The 16,253-nt window shown below is 47.5% G+C and carries 14 protein-coding genes; 6 read left to right on the top strand and 8 right to left on the bottom strand.

Annotated features, from left to right (window positions below; translation table 11 throughout):
• Positions 1–62 precede the first annotated feature (62 nt).
• Together ACLVWR_RS00405 and ACLVWR_RS00400 are read right to left on the bottom strand one after the other, a co-directional pair.
• Positions 63–596, bottom strand: a complete 534-nt coding sequence (locus tag ACLVWR_RS00405) for a DOMON-like domain-containing protein (RefSeq protein ID WP_413581994.1) — start codon at positions 594–596, stop codon at positions 63–65.
• Positions 596–1,354, bottom strand: coding sequence for an acyl-[acyl-carrier-protein] thioesterase (locus tag ACLVWR_RS00400; RefSeq protein WP_413581993.1), 759 nt, complete (start codon positions 1,352–1,354; stop codon positions 596–598). The genes ACLVWR_RS00405 and ACLVWR_RS00400 overlap by 1 nt, the downstream gene beginning before the upstream one ends.
• A 184-nt stretch (positions 1,355–1,538) precedes the next feature.
• Here ACLVWR_RS00400 and ACLVWR_RS00395 point away from each other — a divergent pair, with 184 nt between their 5' ends.
• A complete protein-coding gene (locus ACLVWR_RS00395; protein WP_340596879.1) occupies positions 1,539–1,817 on the top strand; it encodes a helix-turn-helix transcriptional regulator in 279 nt (92 codons plus the stop codon).
• A gap of 73 nt (positions 1,818–1,890) precedes the next feature.
• On the opposite strand, the gene ACLVWR_RS00390 is transcribed toward ACLVWR_RS00395, so the two are convergent.
• From ACLVWR_RS00390 to ACLVWR_RS00370, 5 genes are all read right to left on the bottom strand, one after another.
• Positions 1,891–4,689: a POTRA domain-containing protein gene (locus ACLVWR_RS00390; RefSeq protein ID WP_413581992.1), complete on the bottom strand. Its 2,799-nt coding sequence runs from the start codon at positions 4,687–4,689 to the stop codon at positions 1,891–1,893.
• Complete coding sequence (locus ACLVWR_RS00385) at positions 4,686–8,648, bottom strand: translocation/assembly module TamB domain-containing protein (RefSeq protein ID WP_413581991.1); 3,963 nt, start codon at positions 8,646–8,648, stop codon at positions 4,686–4,688. Before ACLVWR_RS00385 ends, ACLVWR_RS00390 begins: the two co-directional genes overlap by 4 nt.
• Positions 8,645–9,694: a hypothetical protein gene (locus tag ACLVWR_RS00380; RefSeq protein WP_413581990.1), complete on the bottom strand. Its 1,050-nt coding sequence runs from the start codon at positions 9,692–9,694 to the stop codon at positions 8,645–8,647. The genes ACLVWR_RS00385 and ACLVWR_RS00380 overlap by 4 nt, the downstream gene beginning before the upstream one ends.
• Before the next feature lie 103 nt (positions 9,695–9,797).
• Positions 9,798–10,364, bottom strand: a complete 567-nt coding sequence (efp, locus tag ACLVWR_RS00375; RefSeq protein WP_413581989.1) for an elongation factor P — start codon at positions 10,362–10,364, stop codon at positions 9,798–9,800.
• A 57-nt stretch (positions 10,365–10,421) separates the two neighbouring features.
• Positions 10,422–11,252 carry a tetratricopeptide repeat protein gene (locus ACLVWR_RS00370; RefSeq protein ID WP_413581988.1) on the bottom strand — a complete coding sequence of 277 codons (831 nt, stop codon included), beginning with the start codon at positions 11,250–11,252 and terminating at the stop codon, positions 10,422–10,424.
• 60 nt (positions 11,253–11,312) lie between these two features.
• Between ACLVWR_RS00370 and ruvC the strand changes: the two genes are divergently transcribed.
• Genes ruvC through lpxC form a run of 5 tightly spaced genes read left to right on the top strand, consistent with a single transcriptional unit; the run spans position 11,313 to position 15,379 of the window.
• Entirely contained in the window at positions 11,313–11,819 is a 507-nt protein-coding gene (gene ruvC, locus ACLVWR_RS00365) for a crossover junction endodeoxyribonuclease RuvC (RefSeq protein ID WP_340596885.1), read from the top strand.
• On the top strand, positions 11,816–12,397 hold the full coding sequence (gene ruvA, locus ACLVWR_RS00360) for a Holliday junction branch migration protein RuvA (RefSeq protein ID WP_340596886.1): 582 nt from the start codon (positions 11,816–11,818) through the stop codon (positions 12,395–12,397). The genes ruvC and ruvA overlap by 4 nt, the downstream gene beginning before the upstream one ends.
• Positions 12,394–13,425, top strand: a complete 1,032-nt coding sequence (gene ruvB / locus ACLVWR_RS00355) for a Holliday junction branch migration DNA helicase RuvB (protein ID WP_340596887.1) — start codon at positions 12,394–12,396, stop codon at positions 13,423–13,425. The genes ruvA and ruvB overlap by 4 nt, the downstream gene beginning before the upstream one ends.
• A gap of 18 nt (positions 13,426–13,443) precedes the next feature.
• The gene (locus tag ACLVWR_RS00350) at positions 13,444–14,448 is read left to right on the top strand and encodes an asparaginase (protein ID WP_413581987.1); all 1,005 of its coding nucleotides are present in this window, start codon (positions 13,444–13,446) and stop codon (positions 14,446–14,448) included.
• A gap of 19 nt (positions 14,449–14,467) precedes the next feature.
• Positions 14,468–15,379, top strand: coding sequence for a UDP-3-O-acyl-N-acetylglucosamine deacetylase (gene lpxC / locus ACLVWR_RS00345; protein WP_413581986.1), 912 nt, complete (start codon positions 14,468–14,470; stop codon positions 15,377–15,379).
• Between the two features lie 49 nt (positions 15,380–15,428).
• Here lpxC and ACLVWR_RS00340 read toward each other — a convergent pair whose 3' ends face one another.
• Positions 15,429–16,214: a murein L,D-transpeptidase catalytic domain family protein gene (locus ACLVWR_RS00340; RefSeq protein WP_413581985.1), complete on the bottom strand. Its 786-nt coding sequence runs from the start codon at positions 16,212–16,214 to the stop codon at positions 15,429–15,431.
• Positions 16,215–16,253 lie beyond the last annotated feature (39 nt).

Genomic DNA, 16,253 nt, shown 5'->3' with positions numbered 1-16,253 from the left:
TTGCCACGCTTGCGGTGGTCAAGGAACTGAGAGGGAAAGCTTGGGGTTTCTGCGATGCTCCTCTAGAGGGAGTAGGTGAAAGCCGCTTTATTGTGAAAATCGGCCTGAGGACCCGGGTGTGACAACGCGAAATAGGACTTTGATCCATCGGAAAACTCGATGACGGCCGTGATGCCAAGTTGCTTAAATTGAGGCATCGCCGGTGATTGGATTCTCACCCGAAAGACCGCCTGGTCTGATTCCAAAGAGCGGTGAATCAGATTCACGGAGGCAGTGCCATCCGCTCTCATGCCCTGGCGATAGCTGTTGAAAGCATAAGCATTCCAGTCGCCATTAGGTGAGCAATTCACTTCAAGGTAAGGGGAGTCAGAATTGTTGTCGAAAGCAAAGAAAGCCTCCAGGCAAGTGGTCTTCCATAGTTCATCCCGGCGTACAGAATCCGCACCCTCGTGCTGCGGTGGGAAATGCAAATGGCGAGTGGGACCTGAGAGGAAAAACTCAAGTATCACTTCATCCTTGGCGGTGACATAGACCTGAGACTCCACCTTGATGATTTTCGTGAATTCTGTTTCTGCAAAGGGCTTAAGCTCAAACACTAGGGTCTCTCCCAATTCAAGCGAGCCGTGAATAAATTCCTGCCGTCTGCGGTGCGTACCCCGCGATAAACGGAGGAGCCGCCTTGGGCATTTTCAGATGAATCCGTCAGGCTCTGTTCAATATCAACAGTATCACCCAGTTTGGTTTCTGCCAAAAAATTTACGGAATAGGATTTCAGTTTTAAAGTTTTGTGAAGTTCATAGGGAATAGCATCCAGTATCCACTGCGCATACTTGGCATTGTTCACGTGATAGTTGATATCCAAATCGGAATTGCGAACCGCAAAGTTTGCCAGTTTCAGGTAATCACCACGGACCGCAATCTTTTCGGTTTCCAATGCGAGTGTTTCCTCGCCAATAAGCTCCGACCAAGGGCGCAGGCTCTCAACGGGAAGAATTTTGCCACTGCCTTGCTCCAGCGCCAAAAAGCTGGTGGTACAAGTGCCAATGACCTTGTCCTGGGAATCCAAAACTTTAAAACCACGCAGTACGAAAGCCCCCTCGGGTGGGCGCAGCCAGGTCTGGATTCGGATGGTTTCGCCAAAGCGGGGCCACGCAGTCATTTCGACAATTTGGCGAGTAATGACCCAGTACATATTGTCGCGGGCCATCTGATCTGAACCAAAGCCGATTCTTTCCGCATGTTGCCAGGCCGTTTCTTGCAGGAGATTTAAAAGCCCGTACAATCCTAAAAACCCCCGGGGATTCACGGAAAGGGTGGATATTTTGAAGACTTCATTCCAGGATTTAGAGTTCATAATTGAGTCCTTCTCTGATTTTAGGGAGGTCCTATGCTATTTTACACATCCTATGCGAAAAAACAGGACGGAATTTACTTCAAGTGATGTATACTGTGTTTAGTTGTTGGTTTGGAGATTCTGTCCAAATCAGTTTGTCACATTCTGAAAAGTTGTTTATGATTATTTTCGTTCAGGCGGTTATATGAGACAAAAAAATATGTTAGCTGACTTTCTAAAAACAAAACGTGTGGCTGCAGGTCTTTCCCAAAGAGATGTGTCAGACAAGTTGGGTTATTCAACGCCTCAGTTTATTTCCAACTGGGAACGTGGGGTTTCTCATCCACCGATCAATGCTTTGAAAAAGCTGGGCGAACTATACAAAATCTCTGCCGAAGATCTTTTTGAAGTGACTTTGAATGCGACGATCCAAGAAGTTACTCAGGATTTGCGTCGTAAATTCGCGAGCTCCAAATCTCGCTAATTTCATTTTCAAATTTGAAAATAAAAAAAACCCGGTTTTCCAACCGGGTTTTTTATTTTGTCGAGACGATCTTTTAGAATGTACCGATCGAGATGTGTACGCGCCACGGCTCCTCGCCAGGCTGCATGTTCAACTTCCAAGCCATATCCACGCTAAGGGGGCCGACCGGGGTGTTGTAGCGAATGCCGAAACCGGTCGAAGCACGGTACGGTTCGTTGATATCCAAGCCTTGAATCTGCACGATACCGCCATCATAAAACACGGCACCACCCAGGGCATCGTACACCGGGAATCTTAATTCAGATTTGATAAGTCCCATGGTTGAATCCGTCGTCAGATAGTACTTTCTATTGGTGCCGGCAATTCCCAGATCGTTGTTGTTTGGGAAATACTCGGAGCCCGCTTCGTAGCCACGAACCGTGGAGATCCCCCCTAAGCTGAAACCTTTTTTATCCCAAGGCACACCATTCTGACGGGCAGAAGTGTCAGGCATCTCACTTAGATTCTTTAGGTAACCGCCGCGGAAGTTGTTTGCCCAAATGATAGGTTGCTTTTGAGCCGTTCCGATTCTGTTATAGAAGGTGATTGCGGCCACGGCACGCCAGTAATTAATGGTTTCAGTTCCGCCAAAAGAAGGATCTGAATATTCGGCATTAATGCGGGTGAACGTGCCCGCAGTCGGATTGAAAGGGTTATCCCTGAAATCGAAGTCAATGTTGGGACCTGTCGTGACGATATCCTGACGTTCCGGTGGGTACGGGTAGGTGTCATCCAAACCGGAGTCCTTCACTTGTGCCAGAGAGTAAATATCCCAGGTTCCCAGAATTTTCGGAGTCAGGTCTTTTTCAATCGTATAAGTATACTGATTCAAATCAGTAACCTGCTTGAAGTTATAATCCGTGATCTGACTGGAGAGAGTAATATTCACGCGACCGCGGATGTGGGAACCGAACAAGTAAGGCTCCAGGTAACCAGCAACCACTTTGTGCTCAAGATATTTAACGTCAGCGATATTATAATTACCTTCAAGGCGTAAGGAGACCCCGCGCCCCGTGCCCATCAAATTGCGATAGGCAATCCCGGTATATCCTCGCAACGTCAGTTTTCGTTCATTGGTCACACCGGCACCGATATTAAATGTTCCGGGTTCACGCTCAGAGATACGAACAATCACCGTACGATCTGCGATGTTGGTTTTTTCTTCCAGTGTTCTGACGTCCACGGTGTTAAACAAACCGGTTCTTTGCAGCTGAGATATCGAGTCTTCCAGTTTCTTTGGCGTGATCAACTCACCCTGGCGGATTTCCAATTCCTGATACAGAACAGAGTCTCGGGTGAAAGTATTTCCTTCCAAAACGATGGAGGCAGCGCGGACCTGAGGTCCCTCAAAGATTTTAAAGTTCAAAGTAGCTTTGGTGTTGGTCTCGTCGTAAGAGACCAGGTCTTCTCTTTCGTTCAGTAAAAGCATCTCGATATAACCATTGTTATGGTAGAAATCTTTGATGTTTTTCACGGCTTGATCGATTTGATTCAAGCGCAGTGGGCCTGGTTTCAGGCCTGTGACTTTCAATAGTTCATCACTTGGATAAGCCTGATTGCCCAGGAAAGACACGGACTGCATCAGCGTCAGAGGCCCCTCGTCCATATTCACGTACAGGGTGACTTTGTCTTTTTCCTTATTGTAGGTCAGGCGGCTGGAAGTGACTTTCGCCTGCAGGTAACCTTCGTTTTGCAGTGCCAGAACCAGATTCTTTAAGCCCGCGTCGATATCGTCTTTATTATAGTAGCCCTTTGAAACAATCGGGGAGCTGTAGTTTTTGATGATATCCGCATAGTGTTGGGGATCACGACTGAACTTGCCGGTTAAATTGATGCCCTGAATTTTTACTTTTGGGCCTTCTTCAATATTGAAAATAATCTTACGCTGAAAAGGGCTGCCGTCTTCCTCTTCGCGGCTGCTGACTTCGGCGCGGGCATGTCCTTCAGAAAGATAGTAAGCACGAAGTTTGGCGGAAAGTTCGTTACCGATATTAGGATTGGCAGAATAGAAATTATCCAGATCAAGGGCATCTTTCAAATTTCCGCGACTGAGGATTTCAACGCCCTCATATTCAAATTTAAATGATTCCGGACGCTCCACACGATATGTCAGGGTGGCTTCGGATTCGTCAGAATTATATTCAATTTTGGGTCCGATAAAGTCAGCGCGGACAAAGCGCTTGCTATTCAGGAATGAGCGGGCGGACTTCATAAGATCCGACAGATTTTTTTCCGTCAATGGTTCATCCAGGCTGGAATCCAGCTTGTCGACCATGGCCTTATTCAGGGCATGGTTGGGGCTTTGTACAATTAAGTTATGGATGACCGTGCGCTTGTTTTCAGTCACCTTCAAATGAATATCGACATTCTCACCTTTGCCCGGAGGCATTTCAATATCGACGACAGCATTGAAAAAGCCCTGATCTTTGTAAGCCAGACGCAGCTTTTCACCCAGTTCAGCCAGTTCCTGCTGATCAAAAACGTTTCCGGACTTGACGGTAAAAATGGACAAAACTGCAGAGTTCGAGAAAAAGTCATTCCCGGTGATCTTGATTTCCCCAATCCTGCGGGCTACCACGTATTCCAGTTTATAAGTTCCGGCAGTTATTTCCGTCACCATCACGCGATCAAATAAGGGCTGAGGCTGCAGGTATCTAAGAACATCGTCGATCAGACTTAAAGGAATAAAATCCTTTTTGATTGCCGGATAACGCTGCACCAGTTCCGTTTGCATATTTTCCGGAAGACTTGAAATATCCAAGCCCTTGCCAAATGCAGGGCCGGACTGGATCAAAAGCAGAATTGACAGAGTCAGGGAGGAAGCTCGAATCATTTGAACTCCCTCTTAAATTCAAGATCTAGACCGAAGATACTTTCGTTTTCCACAGGTGTGTTTTGCAAGGTGCTGTTCTCGTAAATATTTTTATTTTCAAACGAACCCACGGCAGTCCAATTTGGATTTAACAGGTATTCCAGTCTCACGTCGTAACCTGAAATGTCGCCCACTTGACGGCTGCCAGAGACTTTCATTTTGTCCGTCAAACGACGGGTCAGGGTGATTTTAGGAATACTGATATTGCGAGTGGAATCGTATTTGGACGTCACAGACAAATTCAAGCCCAGTGTGCTTTCAAGTGGTTTGTTGATTTCTTTTGCGAAGGCGGCGCCTGCCACCTCAAGACCCGCTTGATCAGCAAGTGCTTTGGACTGCCCTGAAGTCGCCATGCTTTGCGAGGTCACGCCAAGGGCAATCAATGAAACAATGTCCTGATCGGAGAGGGGGGGGACGCTGGTCAGTTTGATGATTGGATTTTTCGCTGAGCCCTGGGCGAAAAGGCTCACGTCGTATTCATTCACACGTGAAGTGGCGGTGACGTAAAGGTTTGGATTGATCTGAGTCGGATCAGAAAAATCAACGTTGCCGGCCTGAATATCAAAGTGGCGATCTTTGAAAATCAACTTAGAGCGTTTTTCCGTGGTGATTTTTCCCAGTAGAATTGGATTCGTGGGTGGACCCTTAACAGCCAAAGCTCCGGAAACGGAACCGTCGATCATGGAGTTCTTTACCGCAAGCGGTTTTTCCAGGTTGACCTGGATATCCAGCAAGATGGGTTCAAATTGATTTTCACGCAACACTTTTGGCAGGTAAGCACTTTGCTGGATGTTTGAAACTCCGCCGGCACCTTCAGTCAGTTCACGTTCAAAGACCCCGCCTGACACACGGTAGGTTCCGGACAAAGTAAACGGGAACCATTTTCCAGAAAACAACAAGTCAGCTTCGCCGCTGGTGTGGACGCGGTCTGGCACGTTCAAACTGATGTTTTCCAAATGAGCTCGCACAGAAACCGGCAGGTCCTGAATACCATTTATGATAACACTTCCGTCACCGGTCATGTTTCCGCCGGCAATGTTTCCTTTAAGGTCATTGATGATGATGCGTGACTGAGAGAAAGAAACGTTGGCTTGCAGTCTTTCCAGTGGGTGAGGGAAGCCTTTTAGCTTAACAAAAGAGCGAGTCAGATTCGCCGTGCCCAGGATTTCCGGCTTACTAAGCCTTCCGGAGACTGCAGCGGAAACACGCAATGGGCCGCCCAAGTCATCAAGGAATGGCATGAAGATCTGCAACAGTCTCAAGTCTGTTCTTGCCTGTATATCCATGTTCAAACGTTCTGCCGTGACATTATTGCCTTTGATCTGAATTGAGTTTTGTGGCCCACGCAGGATGAAGTTTTTAAATGTCGCAGAGCCATTGTCCATGGCAATTTCAATGGGTCCGTTATTGGAGATGCTGGAGTTGGCGCGTTTAAGTGAAAACTCATCGATCAGGATTTTACCGGATGATTTAAGCAGATCTCCGGACTCGGAGCGCAGATCGATGGTAGCGGTCAACGAGGACTCGTATTCACTTGCAAGATTTGCCCCGCCAATCAAGGCCAGCAAAGTTGCAAATGTCCAGTTGTTCGTCTTCATCTGAATTCTAAGCGGGGAGACTTTTTCAAATGGATACTGGAAGCTGCCCTGGACTTTATCGCCAAAGAGGTTTACCTGTCCGCCGAATGCCTTTGTGTCGACACTCATTTGGAAATTGGAGTTTTCAACCTCTTGATCCTCAAGAACTGTTTCCGTCAGGCCGCCCTTGATATTTACACGTGCATCACTGAAGGAGTTTTTAATTTCAGCAGAAACATTCAGTGCCCCGTAAATATTGTCAGCGATCTGAGTGACAATATCGGACTCCTCAAGTCTCCAGTTTTTGGCGTCAACAATCAGATTCAGAATTTTATCTGAGCTGATGTCGCCCGTGACGTCGGCGACGGAGTTGTTCTTCAGAAGTTGAACTTTGCGAGTTTTGATATTTCCGTTGGTGGCATCCACGTTGAAGTGAAGCTGATCAAAGCTTTCGCCGCCGGCTTTGACGTTTTTAAAGGCGGAATCCAGTTTGTAGTTTAGCTTCCAGAAATTCAAAGGCCCTTGAACAGAGACTTTGGCTGCTCCAATACCCTGAACGGAGAAAGGGAATTCATAGATGCCGGAAATGATTTTTGCGATGTCGGCCAAATCAGCCGTCGGTGCACTGAATGTTCCGACAAGAGAGCTGTTGTTCAAATTAATATCGAGGTCGCCAATATACTGGGTGCGGTTTTCGGCGCCGGCGATCTCCGAGAATATCAAATGACCTTTTTGCAGTTTCACGTTGCTGATGGCATTGCCCAGAGTGAAAGTCTCAAAAACAAAGTTCCGAACATTCAAAACCATGTCCATCGTTGCTGTGTCGGCGTTTCCTTGGGTTGAACCTTCAATGCTGGCCTGGCCTGCCATTTTCAGGTGCGCCAGGTTTTGGATGTCTTTGGTGTCCAGGTTTTTGGTTTTATAATTGATCTTAAAACCCTTATCGAAATCAATAACACCATCGCTGGTGCCAACACTGCTGCCAATCTGCAGGTGGGTATCGTAGCTGACAGAGGACGTGGTCATGTGGGCTTTGCCGGTGACCTTCATGTCTTTCAGATTTACAATTTCTGTTCCCTTGGAGTTGTTTTCAGATTTGACCCAAAGATTTTGTCCTGTAAGTGTTCCGCCTTCGCAATTCAATTGGAAGGAAGGCAGGATTTTTCCGGAGCAGGGAAGTGATCCTTGCAGCTGAACTCCAACAGGGATGTTTGCCAGATCCAGGGAGACAAAAAGCTTTTGCAGATCCAGATTGTTGATTTTGATCTCAGATTGGAAGTCGTAGTTTTCGTTCAGTCGCAATTCTGACTTGTTAAGCTTTGCTTCGCCCGCCGGATGGCTGACTTGGACTTCTGAAAAATTAAAGGCCTTGTCCTTGTACTCGCCCTTGATGTGCGCGTCACCCAATGTGAACTTGTCCACGATAACGGATTCGGTGTTGATATCGGCTTTACCCTGGATATCCTGCAGGCCATTGAAGCGAACTTCGGCCTCTGTATTCAGGGTTCCGGAAAGTTTTGGAATTTTAGCTTCAGGTTTGATGTCATGAAGTTCTTCGTAAAGATCCTCGAGAGAGATCTTTGCAGTCAAATCAATGACACCAGAAGGTTTGACAGTCACATTTTTAAAATCAGTCAGTTCACCCCGGGCCAGAACTTCGGATTCATCAAGGCGTACGCCCAATTGCAAAATGCGCAGAGACTGTCGGGTTAAATAAAGGTGAGTGTCCAGTGAGCCGGAAAACTGTCCGACTTTTTTCAACGACAGCGCCAGGGCTGGAGTGTCCAGTTTGGCGGTGATGTTGCGGCCCATATTGGTCAAAAGAATACCGATACTGTTTGCCTCAACGTGGAAGCCCATTTTTTCAGAGCTCACCAGGATGTGTGCATCCTGAATCAAAACCTTTTGCAGGGGGATTTTTTCCGTGATGGAGAAAATCTCATCTATAGGCAGCGGTTTTGGCTTCGAGTCGTCCTTGATCAGGGGATCGATATTGATTTTTGCTTCAGGAGCAGTGATCACCAAAGCAGAAAGTTTAAGACGGCCGGCCAACAGCGAGAAAAAATCCAACTGCACGCGCGCTCGTGCAACACGAATCTCTTCGGTGATTTTGGTGATTTCGCCTTTTGAAATAATGCGGATATTATCAAGCGCCACCGATGTGCTCAGTACGCGAATCCGCATGCGCTCCGCTTGAATGTCCACAGGCAGATTTTTGGAATAACTTTGCAATTCATTCAGAGCCCAGGCTTCCAGGCGCGGAATAATCAACCAAGTGCCCAAGCCCCATAAAATCAAGAATGCCACTGTTGGAGTGATCAAAATCCAAAAGACGCGTTTCACTGGCCACTCCAAATACTTAATAGCGCACTGCCGGCCCGGTAATGAGGACGGGATGCCAGCAGCCCTTCCAGAATTTCAACTGCGGTGTGCTTTTGCCCGATACCCCACATGGCTTGAGCGCGCAGGTAAGCAGTCGCAAAGAATGTCTCCGGCTCGTGCGCCAGAGCCAGTTCAACATGAGAGATTTCATTTAGAAGTTCGATGAAGCGACGACATTGCAGCAGAACTTCCAGGCGGAACCATAAAAGGCTTTCGGAAATGTCGCAAAACTGCAAGATGTCCAAAGCCGTTTCGTAGCCTTCCAGCATGAACGCGGCGATTGCAAAATCAAATGCCATATCCGGATCCTGCTCCGCATGGTCACGCAGATTCTGCAAAAGTATCAGCATAACTTTTTCGACTTCAGGATCCTTTGGTGAAAGCTCTTCAGGTTTCGGATCGCGAGCGCGCGGGGATCGGCGTGCCAGAATTTCCAAAGCATGGCGCTGGCGGTGTTCGCGAACTTCATTGCTGACATCACTGTCGCCCGGATAAAGTTTTTGCAGTCGCTCCAGCAGAACTTTTTCCTGTTCATAAAGTTGCTGCGTGCGCAGAGTGATCAATTGATCCAGGAGATTCTTTTTATTGCTTAGGAAGTCCTTGTGAATGCGGTACTTGCGATTCGAGCGCCATTCACCCAAAAGAGGCGAGCGTGAATTCAGAGCCTGAGATCTGGCGGCTTCATTTTCAGATTCGCTTTCTCGGATACCCTCGATCAATGCCTCGATGACTTTGTCATCAAGATCCAAAGAGGCATGCCCCAAGGCCTCGATAAAAAACGGCCATGGCACAGGAAATGTTTCGTTGTCGATATGCTTAAGAACGAATTCTGCAAGTTGCAGGTGGCGACCGCTTAGATTTAGAAATCTCGCCAAGGCATTGATGTTATCCAGAGAAATCTGTTCAGGAGAAGAGTCCAGGGTGGAAATAAGTCGTGAAGCCACTTCATCCAGATCGCTGGTCTCATTGAGTAAATTTTGAATTTCCAACTCAACAAAAGTGGACAAAAAAAGCCTCCGCCCTGATTAATCAGAATAACACTGTTATTTTGTTATAAAAACCAGTGTTAGCGGAGACTTAATATCTTGCGTTAGTGATTATTTTTACTAACTATCTTTGGCTTACGCGCTCTACGTAGTCACCAGTTGAAGTATCGATACGCAAAGTATCGCCTTCATTGATGTGCAAAGGCACGCTCACAACCAAGCCAGTTTCCATAGTTGCTGGTTTGGAAGCGCCAGTAACACGGTCACCTTTGATACCTGGGTCTGTTTGAGCAACCAACAAGTTCACAGCTTTTGGAACGTCTGCAGCAACGGCTTTTTCATTGTAGAATAGAACCACAACTTTCAAACCTTCAGTCAGGTAGTATCTTGATTCGCCAAGGTCATCTTCGGACATCGCGATTTGCTCGTAGGTTTCATTCGACATGAAGTTGAAGCCAGTATCGTCTTTATAAAGGAAATTCATCTCTTTGTTTTCAACGTTTGGAACTTCGAATTTCTCGCCGGATTTGAAAGTTACTTCCAGGTTTTGGCCTGTCAGCATGTTTCTCAATTTTGTGCGGGTGAATTGGTTGCCTTTGCCTGGTTTTACGTGTTGGAAGTCCACGATCACGTAAGGTTTGCCTTCAACCATAATCTTAAGATTTTTTCTAAAGTCCGACGTTTCGTACATTCTGATCCTCGTTTGTTATTCAAAGAGGTTTACTATGCCCAAATCGGCCGTGGGTTGTCAAATATGGGAGCGGTAGTCTTCGATTTTGCGAAGCATCATCTCGAGGGTTTCGATCTTCTTTTTGCGCACCATCTCCTCGCGCGGAAGGAGTGGTTTTAAAGGAACGGGTTCGTCAGGTTCGTTATAACGGACCTGCAGTGTTTTCATTCTGCGTTGAATCTCGGCATGGTCGCCAAATTCCACGCGGGTGTCCTTAAGAAGTGCGTGGGCCTTTTCCAGATCGTTGCGCACAATGAAGGCATCGATCAGGGAAAGCATGCGTTCAAAAGCCTTATTTCTAGGCGCCGGTTGGGGTTTGAAAACCTCAGTGGCAGCACCTGTTTTTGTACCAGGCGCGGTTTGCTCAATCGGAGGGGATTCCAAATTCACCTGCGGAAGTTTTTCCATCGCAAAAACTTCGTCGTCATACTCGTCCGCCGTCAAAGACTCCAGTTTTTGCACGGCTTTTTGCGCGGACTGAGAGTTGGGATTCAAAAACAGAACCATCTTGAAGGCCTTTAAAGCTTCCTTTGGATTCTTGTTGGCCAGTTGAAGTTCGGCCAGCAGTTGATGAGCAAGGATGTTCTCCGAAGCCAAGCCTGTGGCCTTTTTCAGGGCCTCGATAGCGCGGCCGATTTGGCCTGCATCGCGCAAAATTTTAGCGTATGTGACCAATCCTCCGACAAATTGCGGATGGCGTTGAACGCCAGAAGTCACAACCTGCAAGGCCTCTTTCATCATGCCCATCTCGCGATAAGCTTCCGCCAGCGGTGCAAACACCTGGGAAGTTGGATCCTTTGCGAGGATAGTCTGATATTTTTCGATAGCGCTTGCTTCAATCTTCGGCATGCTTCAGATTCTAGTGCACATTCATTGACTTAGCAATACGTTCGGAATGAAATTAAAAGTATGAGTTTGACGATTCTTGGGGTTGACCCCGGTTCCCGCATCACTGGTTTTGGCGTGGTTCGCATCAACAATGGCAAAATTGAACACATCAATCACGGTGTTATTTTGCTGGAGGAGGATATGAACTTTGCCTCGCGCATGACTGAACTTGGTTTGGCCTTTCGCGAAGTCATGGAGAAATATCGTCCCCACCAAGTGGTGATCGAGAAAATCTTTATGGGCAAAAATGCCGACAGCGCCTTTAAGCTGGGGCATGTGCGGGGAGTGGTGATGTATGAAGCCGGTTTGGGTAAAGCCTCCGTTGCGGAATACGCCACGAGATCCGTTAAAAAAGGAATCACCGGCAATGGTGGCTCCTCGAAAGAGGACGTGCAGGCTGTTTTGTTGGCCATGCTGGGGATTAAGTCCATCAATCGCATCGATGCCTCGGATGCATTGGCCATGGCTTGCTACCATGCCTTTGAAATGAAAAAGAACGCAGTTTTACAAAAAGCGGTGAGTATATGATCGGTTATTTGCGCGGAAAAATTATCGAAGTTCTGGGGGATTCAGCCCTGATTGATGTGCAAGGTGTGGGCTATGAGGTGTTTGCCTCCTCCAATACTTTGGGTGACTTCACAACATTGCTGGGCAAGGACATCATCGTCTGGATTCATACCCATGTGCGCGAAGATGCCCTGACGCTTTTTGGTTTTCACGACAAAGAGGAAAAGAATCTGTTTCTTTCACTTCTAAAAGTTAACGGGGTCGGTCCAAAAATGGCCCTGAGTATTTTGTCGGGTGGTCGTCCTGTGCAAATTCAGGAAATGATCGAGGCTGGAAACGCCAAGGCGCTTTCCGGGTTGCCTAAAGTGGGTAAGAAAACTGCTGAACAAATCATCCTGACCCTTAAGGGGAAACTGGTTTCAATCGACGAGGGCAGCAAGATCAAGTCAGAGTCTTTGACGCAAATCACTTCGGCGCTATTGAATCTTGGATATAAATCTCAACTGGTGGATCAATTCGTGGCGACTTTGCCGATGACAGTTTCTGTCGAAGAAGGCGTGCGTAAAGGATTCCAAACATTGTCAGGTAGCTTGTCATGAGTCGTATTATTGAAGGCAGCATTATGGAAAACGACAGCTCTGATTTTAGTGGAGCTGTTGCCGGTGGTGAAAAGGCCTGGGAAAATGAATTGCGTCCCCAGGATTTCAGCGAGTTTTCGGGTCAGGACATCGTAAAAGATAAAATCAAAGTCTTCGTGGCGGCGGCAAAAATTCGCAAGGAGCCACTGGATCACGTTTTGCTCTCGGGTCCTCCGGGCTTGGGGAAAACCACGCTCGCGCAAATCATCGCCAATGACATGGGCTCCGATATCAAAATGACGTCGGCTCCGGCGATTGATAAAAAGGGTGATCTTGCCGCAATTTTAACATCGCTAAAACCCAACTCGGTTCTATTCATCGATGAAATTCATCGCCTGAGTCGCCACGTTGAAGAGTATCTGTATACCGCTATGGAAGACTATTACATCGACATCGTCACCGGTGATGGCTTGGGTGCGCGTTCGATGAAGTTTCAATTGGCGCCATTTACGCTGGTAGGGGCGACAACACGAGCCGGACTTTTAAATCCACCATTTCGTGATCGTTTTGGGATTGTTGAGAGACTTCAGTTTTATGACAAAGCGGCTCTTCAAAAAATCTTGATCAGATCTGCTGCCAAGCTCAATGTGGAGATTGACAGTGAAGGAGCTGAGGAAGTGGCTCGTCGTGCCCGCGGAACGCCTCGTATTGCGAATAGATTGCTGAAGCGTGTTCGTGATTATGCACAAGTTAAAGGTAATGGCGTCGTCACTCGAGAAATTGCGATATATGCTCTGGATCAGCTGGGTGTGGATCATCATGGTCTCGATTTGATGGACCGTCGTATTTTGAGTCTAATCCAAGAAAAGTATAACGGTGGACCTGTCGGAATTGATACAATAGCAGCTGCGCTCAGTGAGGAGCGTGACACTCTTGAGGAAGTCTATGAGCCGTTCCTGATCCAGGAGGGATTCATTCAGAAAACTCAGCGCGGTCGCGTGATCACCGAGTTCGCCAAGAACGCAGTATTAGAAATGATCCAAAAATGATCTAACTGGAGAAACAGTATGCTTAAAAGACAGCCTCTCGTCGTCGAAGTCCTCAGAGGGCCCGCAGTCGAGAGTGTTCACAACGTGATGGTCGCTGTTGTGAACGAGCTGGGGCAGCTGCTTCATGGCTGGGGTAATCCCAGCTTCGGTACCTTTCCTCGAAGTTCCATAAAAATGCTTCAAGCACTGCCGCTGGTTGAGTCCGGTGCTGCAGATAAGTTCGGTCTGGATGACAAGATGATTGCTCTGGCCTGCGCATCCCATCGCGGAGAGAAAGAACATCTGACGGTTCTATCTCAGTGGGCAGAAAAAGTTGGAATCACCGAGAGTCAGTTGATGTGCGGACCACATCTGCCATACAACGAGTCAGCAGCTCATGAGTTGATTCGTCGCAATCAAAAGCCCACTCCATTTTGTAATAACTGTGCTGGAAAACATGCAGGCCTTATCACGACATGTTTGCATCTGGGTGAGGATCCTCATGGTTATGAAACTTACGAGCATGTGGCGCAAAAAAGATTGCGCAACGTTTTCACAGAAACCATGAAGGTCGATCACAGCAAGGTCCCTCACGGCGTTGATGGTTGTGGGATTCCCACATACTCGGTTCCGTTGCAGGCAATTGCTGCTGGAATGTCTGTGTTCGTGAATTCCAAAGCACCGGCGCATCGAGTGCGGGCCTGCCAGCGAATCACGAAGGCTGTTGTTGGAAATCCATTTTACATCGCCGGGAGTGACGATTTCGCCACAGCTGTGATTGAAAAGACACATGGTCGAGCTATTATCAAAGGCGGGGCTGAGGGTGTTTTTGCCGGGTTTTTACCTGACAAAAAAATGGCCTTTGCCGTGAAGGCCGCTGATGGAGCGGGTCGCGCGGCTCAGTTGGCCACAGCACAAATCCTGTTGCAGCTGGGAGGAATGACTGTCGAGGAAGCCAAGTCTCTCTCTAAATTCACTATGCCAGTTATCAACAATTGGAAGGGCGAGCCTGTCGGCAAGTTGCGGATTGCTAAGGACCAATAGTCAGTGCTAAACTGAGTTCATGTTCTTACAAAAAACTATTCGTAAAAAGACGGTGATTAATGGCATTGGGATCCACTCAGGTGACCCGTGCACATTAACATTCAAGCCAGCACCTTCTGATACCGGTGTTTATTTTATTCGTAGAGATCTTCCGGGCAGCCCGTCTTTGAAAGTCACAGCAAGAAATGTTCAGGCGACAAGTCACCAAACCACTATCGGTGGTGAGGCATTTTCCGTTGCGACGATTGAGCACTGTCTGTCGGCGTTGTCGGCTCTTCGTATTGACAATATTTTTATTGAGCTTGATGGACCGGAAATTCCAATTTGCGACGGCAGTGCCGGTGAGTTCCTAAAAGCTCTTTTGGATGTCGGTATTGTCGAGCAGGATCAACCTCGCAAGTATTGTTATATCACTGAGCCTATTTATTTTAGTGAAGGCGAAAAGCATGCTTACGTGGTTCCGTACCATGGACTGCGTGTGACCGTGACGATTGATTTTGCGCATCCTCTTATTGGCAAGCAGACAATTGACCTGGATATCAATGAGCAATCATTTGGGCGGGATATCGCAAGCGCACGCACCTTTGGATTCCTGAAAGACGTTGAGGCTCTTCAAGCTCGCGGTTTGGCAAAAGGTGGAAGCTTGGATAATTGCGTGGTTTTGGACACTGACACCGTCGTTAATCCCGAAGGGTTGCGCTGGGCTGATGAGTTTGTCCGCCACAAGGCTTTGGATGCATTGGGTGACCTGGTGACCTTGGAGATGCCGTTGATGGGGCATGTGGTGCTTTATAAAGCGGGCCACGATGTGATGAACAAACTGGTTCGTAAAATCTGGGATTCACCAAATTCATACCGCCACGTGGAGCTGGGAGCTGATATCAGCGACGAAGTTCAAAAGTTCTCTGGCTGGACGATGGATGCAAGGTAGATTGAAACAAAGATTGAAATAAAAAAGGCGCTCTTGGAAGCGCCTTTTTTTATTTTCTTTTAGAGGGTTCGATCACGCTGACTTCGTTTCCGGTCATTGCGGCTTCCATCAGATCTTTATGATAATGGTAAATCAAACTGCCTTTTTCCAAAACCGGAATTAGCTTTGTCGCAATTGACAGAGACAAAGCCGGGCATCCCCAGGAAACTCCCAGACGACCGAATGGCTGGCCCGTTTTTGGGTTTTTGGAGTTGATGAAGTTTTCACCCACATACCAAGCGCCGTGCAATACGATGTCACGATTGAAGGCCTGATCGTTTGAAGACTGCAAGCCATACATGCGCAGTGTTTTGCCGTAAGAACCGTAATAGAAATCCCCTGTCAGGTAAAAACCCAACGAAGTCTGTTTGGAGTCTTTGATGTTTGAAAATTTAGTTGCCCAGTTGCTGTTGCCAGTACCTTTGCCATGGGAAACATAGTAACGAACCACATCGCCGGTACGCATATTGATCAAAAAGAAACGACGGTTGGTGGAAGGTTGGGAGTAATCAATGATCGCGATTACTTCCGGGTTCTCCAGCGTCACCACCTGAGTTGACGGTGAGCGGTCGGATTCTTCACAAGGTTTGATGCTACCTGCGGGCCACTTGCCACATTGGTAAGTGCTTTGTTGGAAAGAGCGTCCTGCATGCTCGTCCATAAAGCGAACCGTTCTTTCTAAAGCTTCCTGCGGAACGCCTTGCTGTAAAATTTTATTCAGAATCGGTTGAGAAGGTGCCGCGATGGCAGTCGTCGTCGCTAATGACAGTAGCAGGCTTACGATTTGTACTTTCACAGATCCCCCACAGAATTTAGTGATAGCTTTGATTATGGT

The sequence above is a fragment of the Bdellovibrio sp. HCB288 genome (assembly GCF_047305935.1).
Taxonomy (GTDB): domain Bacteria; phylum Bdellovibrionota; class Bdellovibrionia; order Bdellovibrionales; family Bdellovibrionaceae; genus Bdellovibrio.
The sequence above is the reverse complement of the archived record's forward strand: the minus strand, read 5'-3'. Positions and strand labels throughout refer to the sequence as shown.

What these genes read in the sequence shown, in the direction of transcription:
- ACLVWR_RS00400 (WP_413581993.1), bottom strand. Translation starts at nt 1,354, where the DNA reads ATGAACTCTAAATCCTGGAATGAAGTCTTCAAAATATCCACCCTTTCC.
- ACLVWR_RS00395 (WP_340596879.1), top strand. Translation starts at nt 1,539, where the DNA reads ATGAGACAAAAAAATATGTTAGCTGACTTTCTAAAAACAAAACGTGTG.
- ACLVWR_RS00390 (WP_413581992.1), bottom strand. Translation starts at nt 4,689, where the DNA reads ATGATTCGAGCTTCCTCCCTGACTCTGTCAATTCTGCTTTTGATCCAG.
- efp (WP_413581989.1), bottom strand. Translation starts at nt 10,364, where the DNA reads ATGTACGAAACGTCGGACTTTAGAAAAAATCTTAAGATTATGGTTGAA.
- ACLVWR_RS00370 (WP_413581988.1), bottom strand. Translation starts at nt 11,252, where the DNA reads ATGCCGAAGATTGAAGCAAGCGCTATCGAAAAATATCAGACTATCCTC.
- ruvC (WP_340596885.1), top strand. Translation starts at nt 11,313, where the DNA reads ATGAGTTTGACGATTCTTGGGGTTGACCCCGGTTCCCGCATCACTGGT.
- ruvA (WP_340596886.1), top strand. Translation starts at nt 11,816, where the DNA reads ATGATCGGTTATTTGCGCGGAAAAATTATCGAAGTTCTGGGGGATTCA.
- ruvB (WP_340596887.1), top strand. Translation starts at nt 12,394, where the DNA reads ATGAGTCGTATTATTGAAGGCAGCATTATGGAAAACGACAGCTCTGAT.
- ACLVWR_RS00350 (WP_413581987.1), top strand. Translation starts at nt 13,444, where the DNA reads ATGCTTAAAAGACAGCCTCTCGTCGTCGAAGTCCTCAGAGGGCCCGCA.
- lpxC (WP_413581986.1), top strand. Translation starts at nt 14,468, where the DNA reads ATGTTCTTACAAAAAACTATTCGTAAAAAGACGGTGATTAATGGCATT.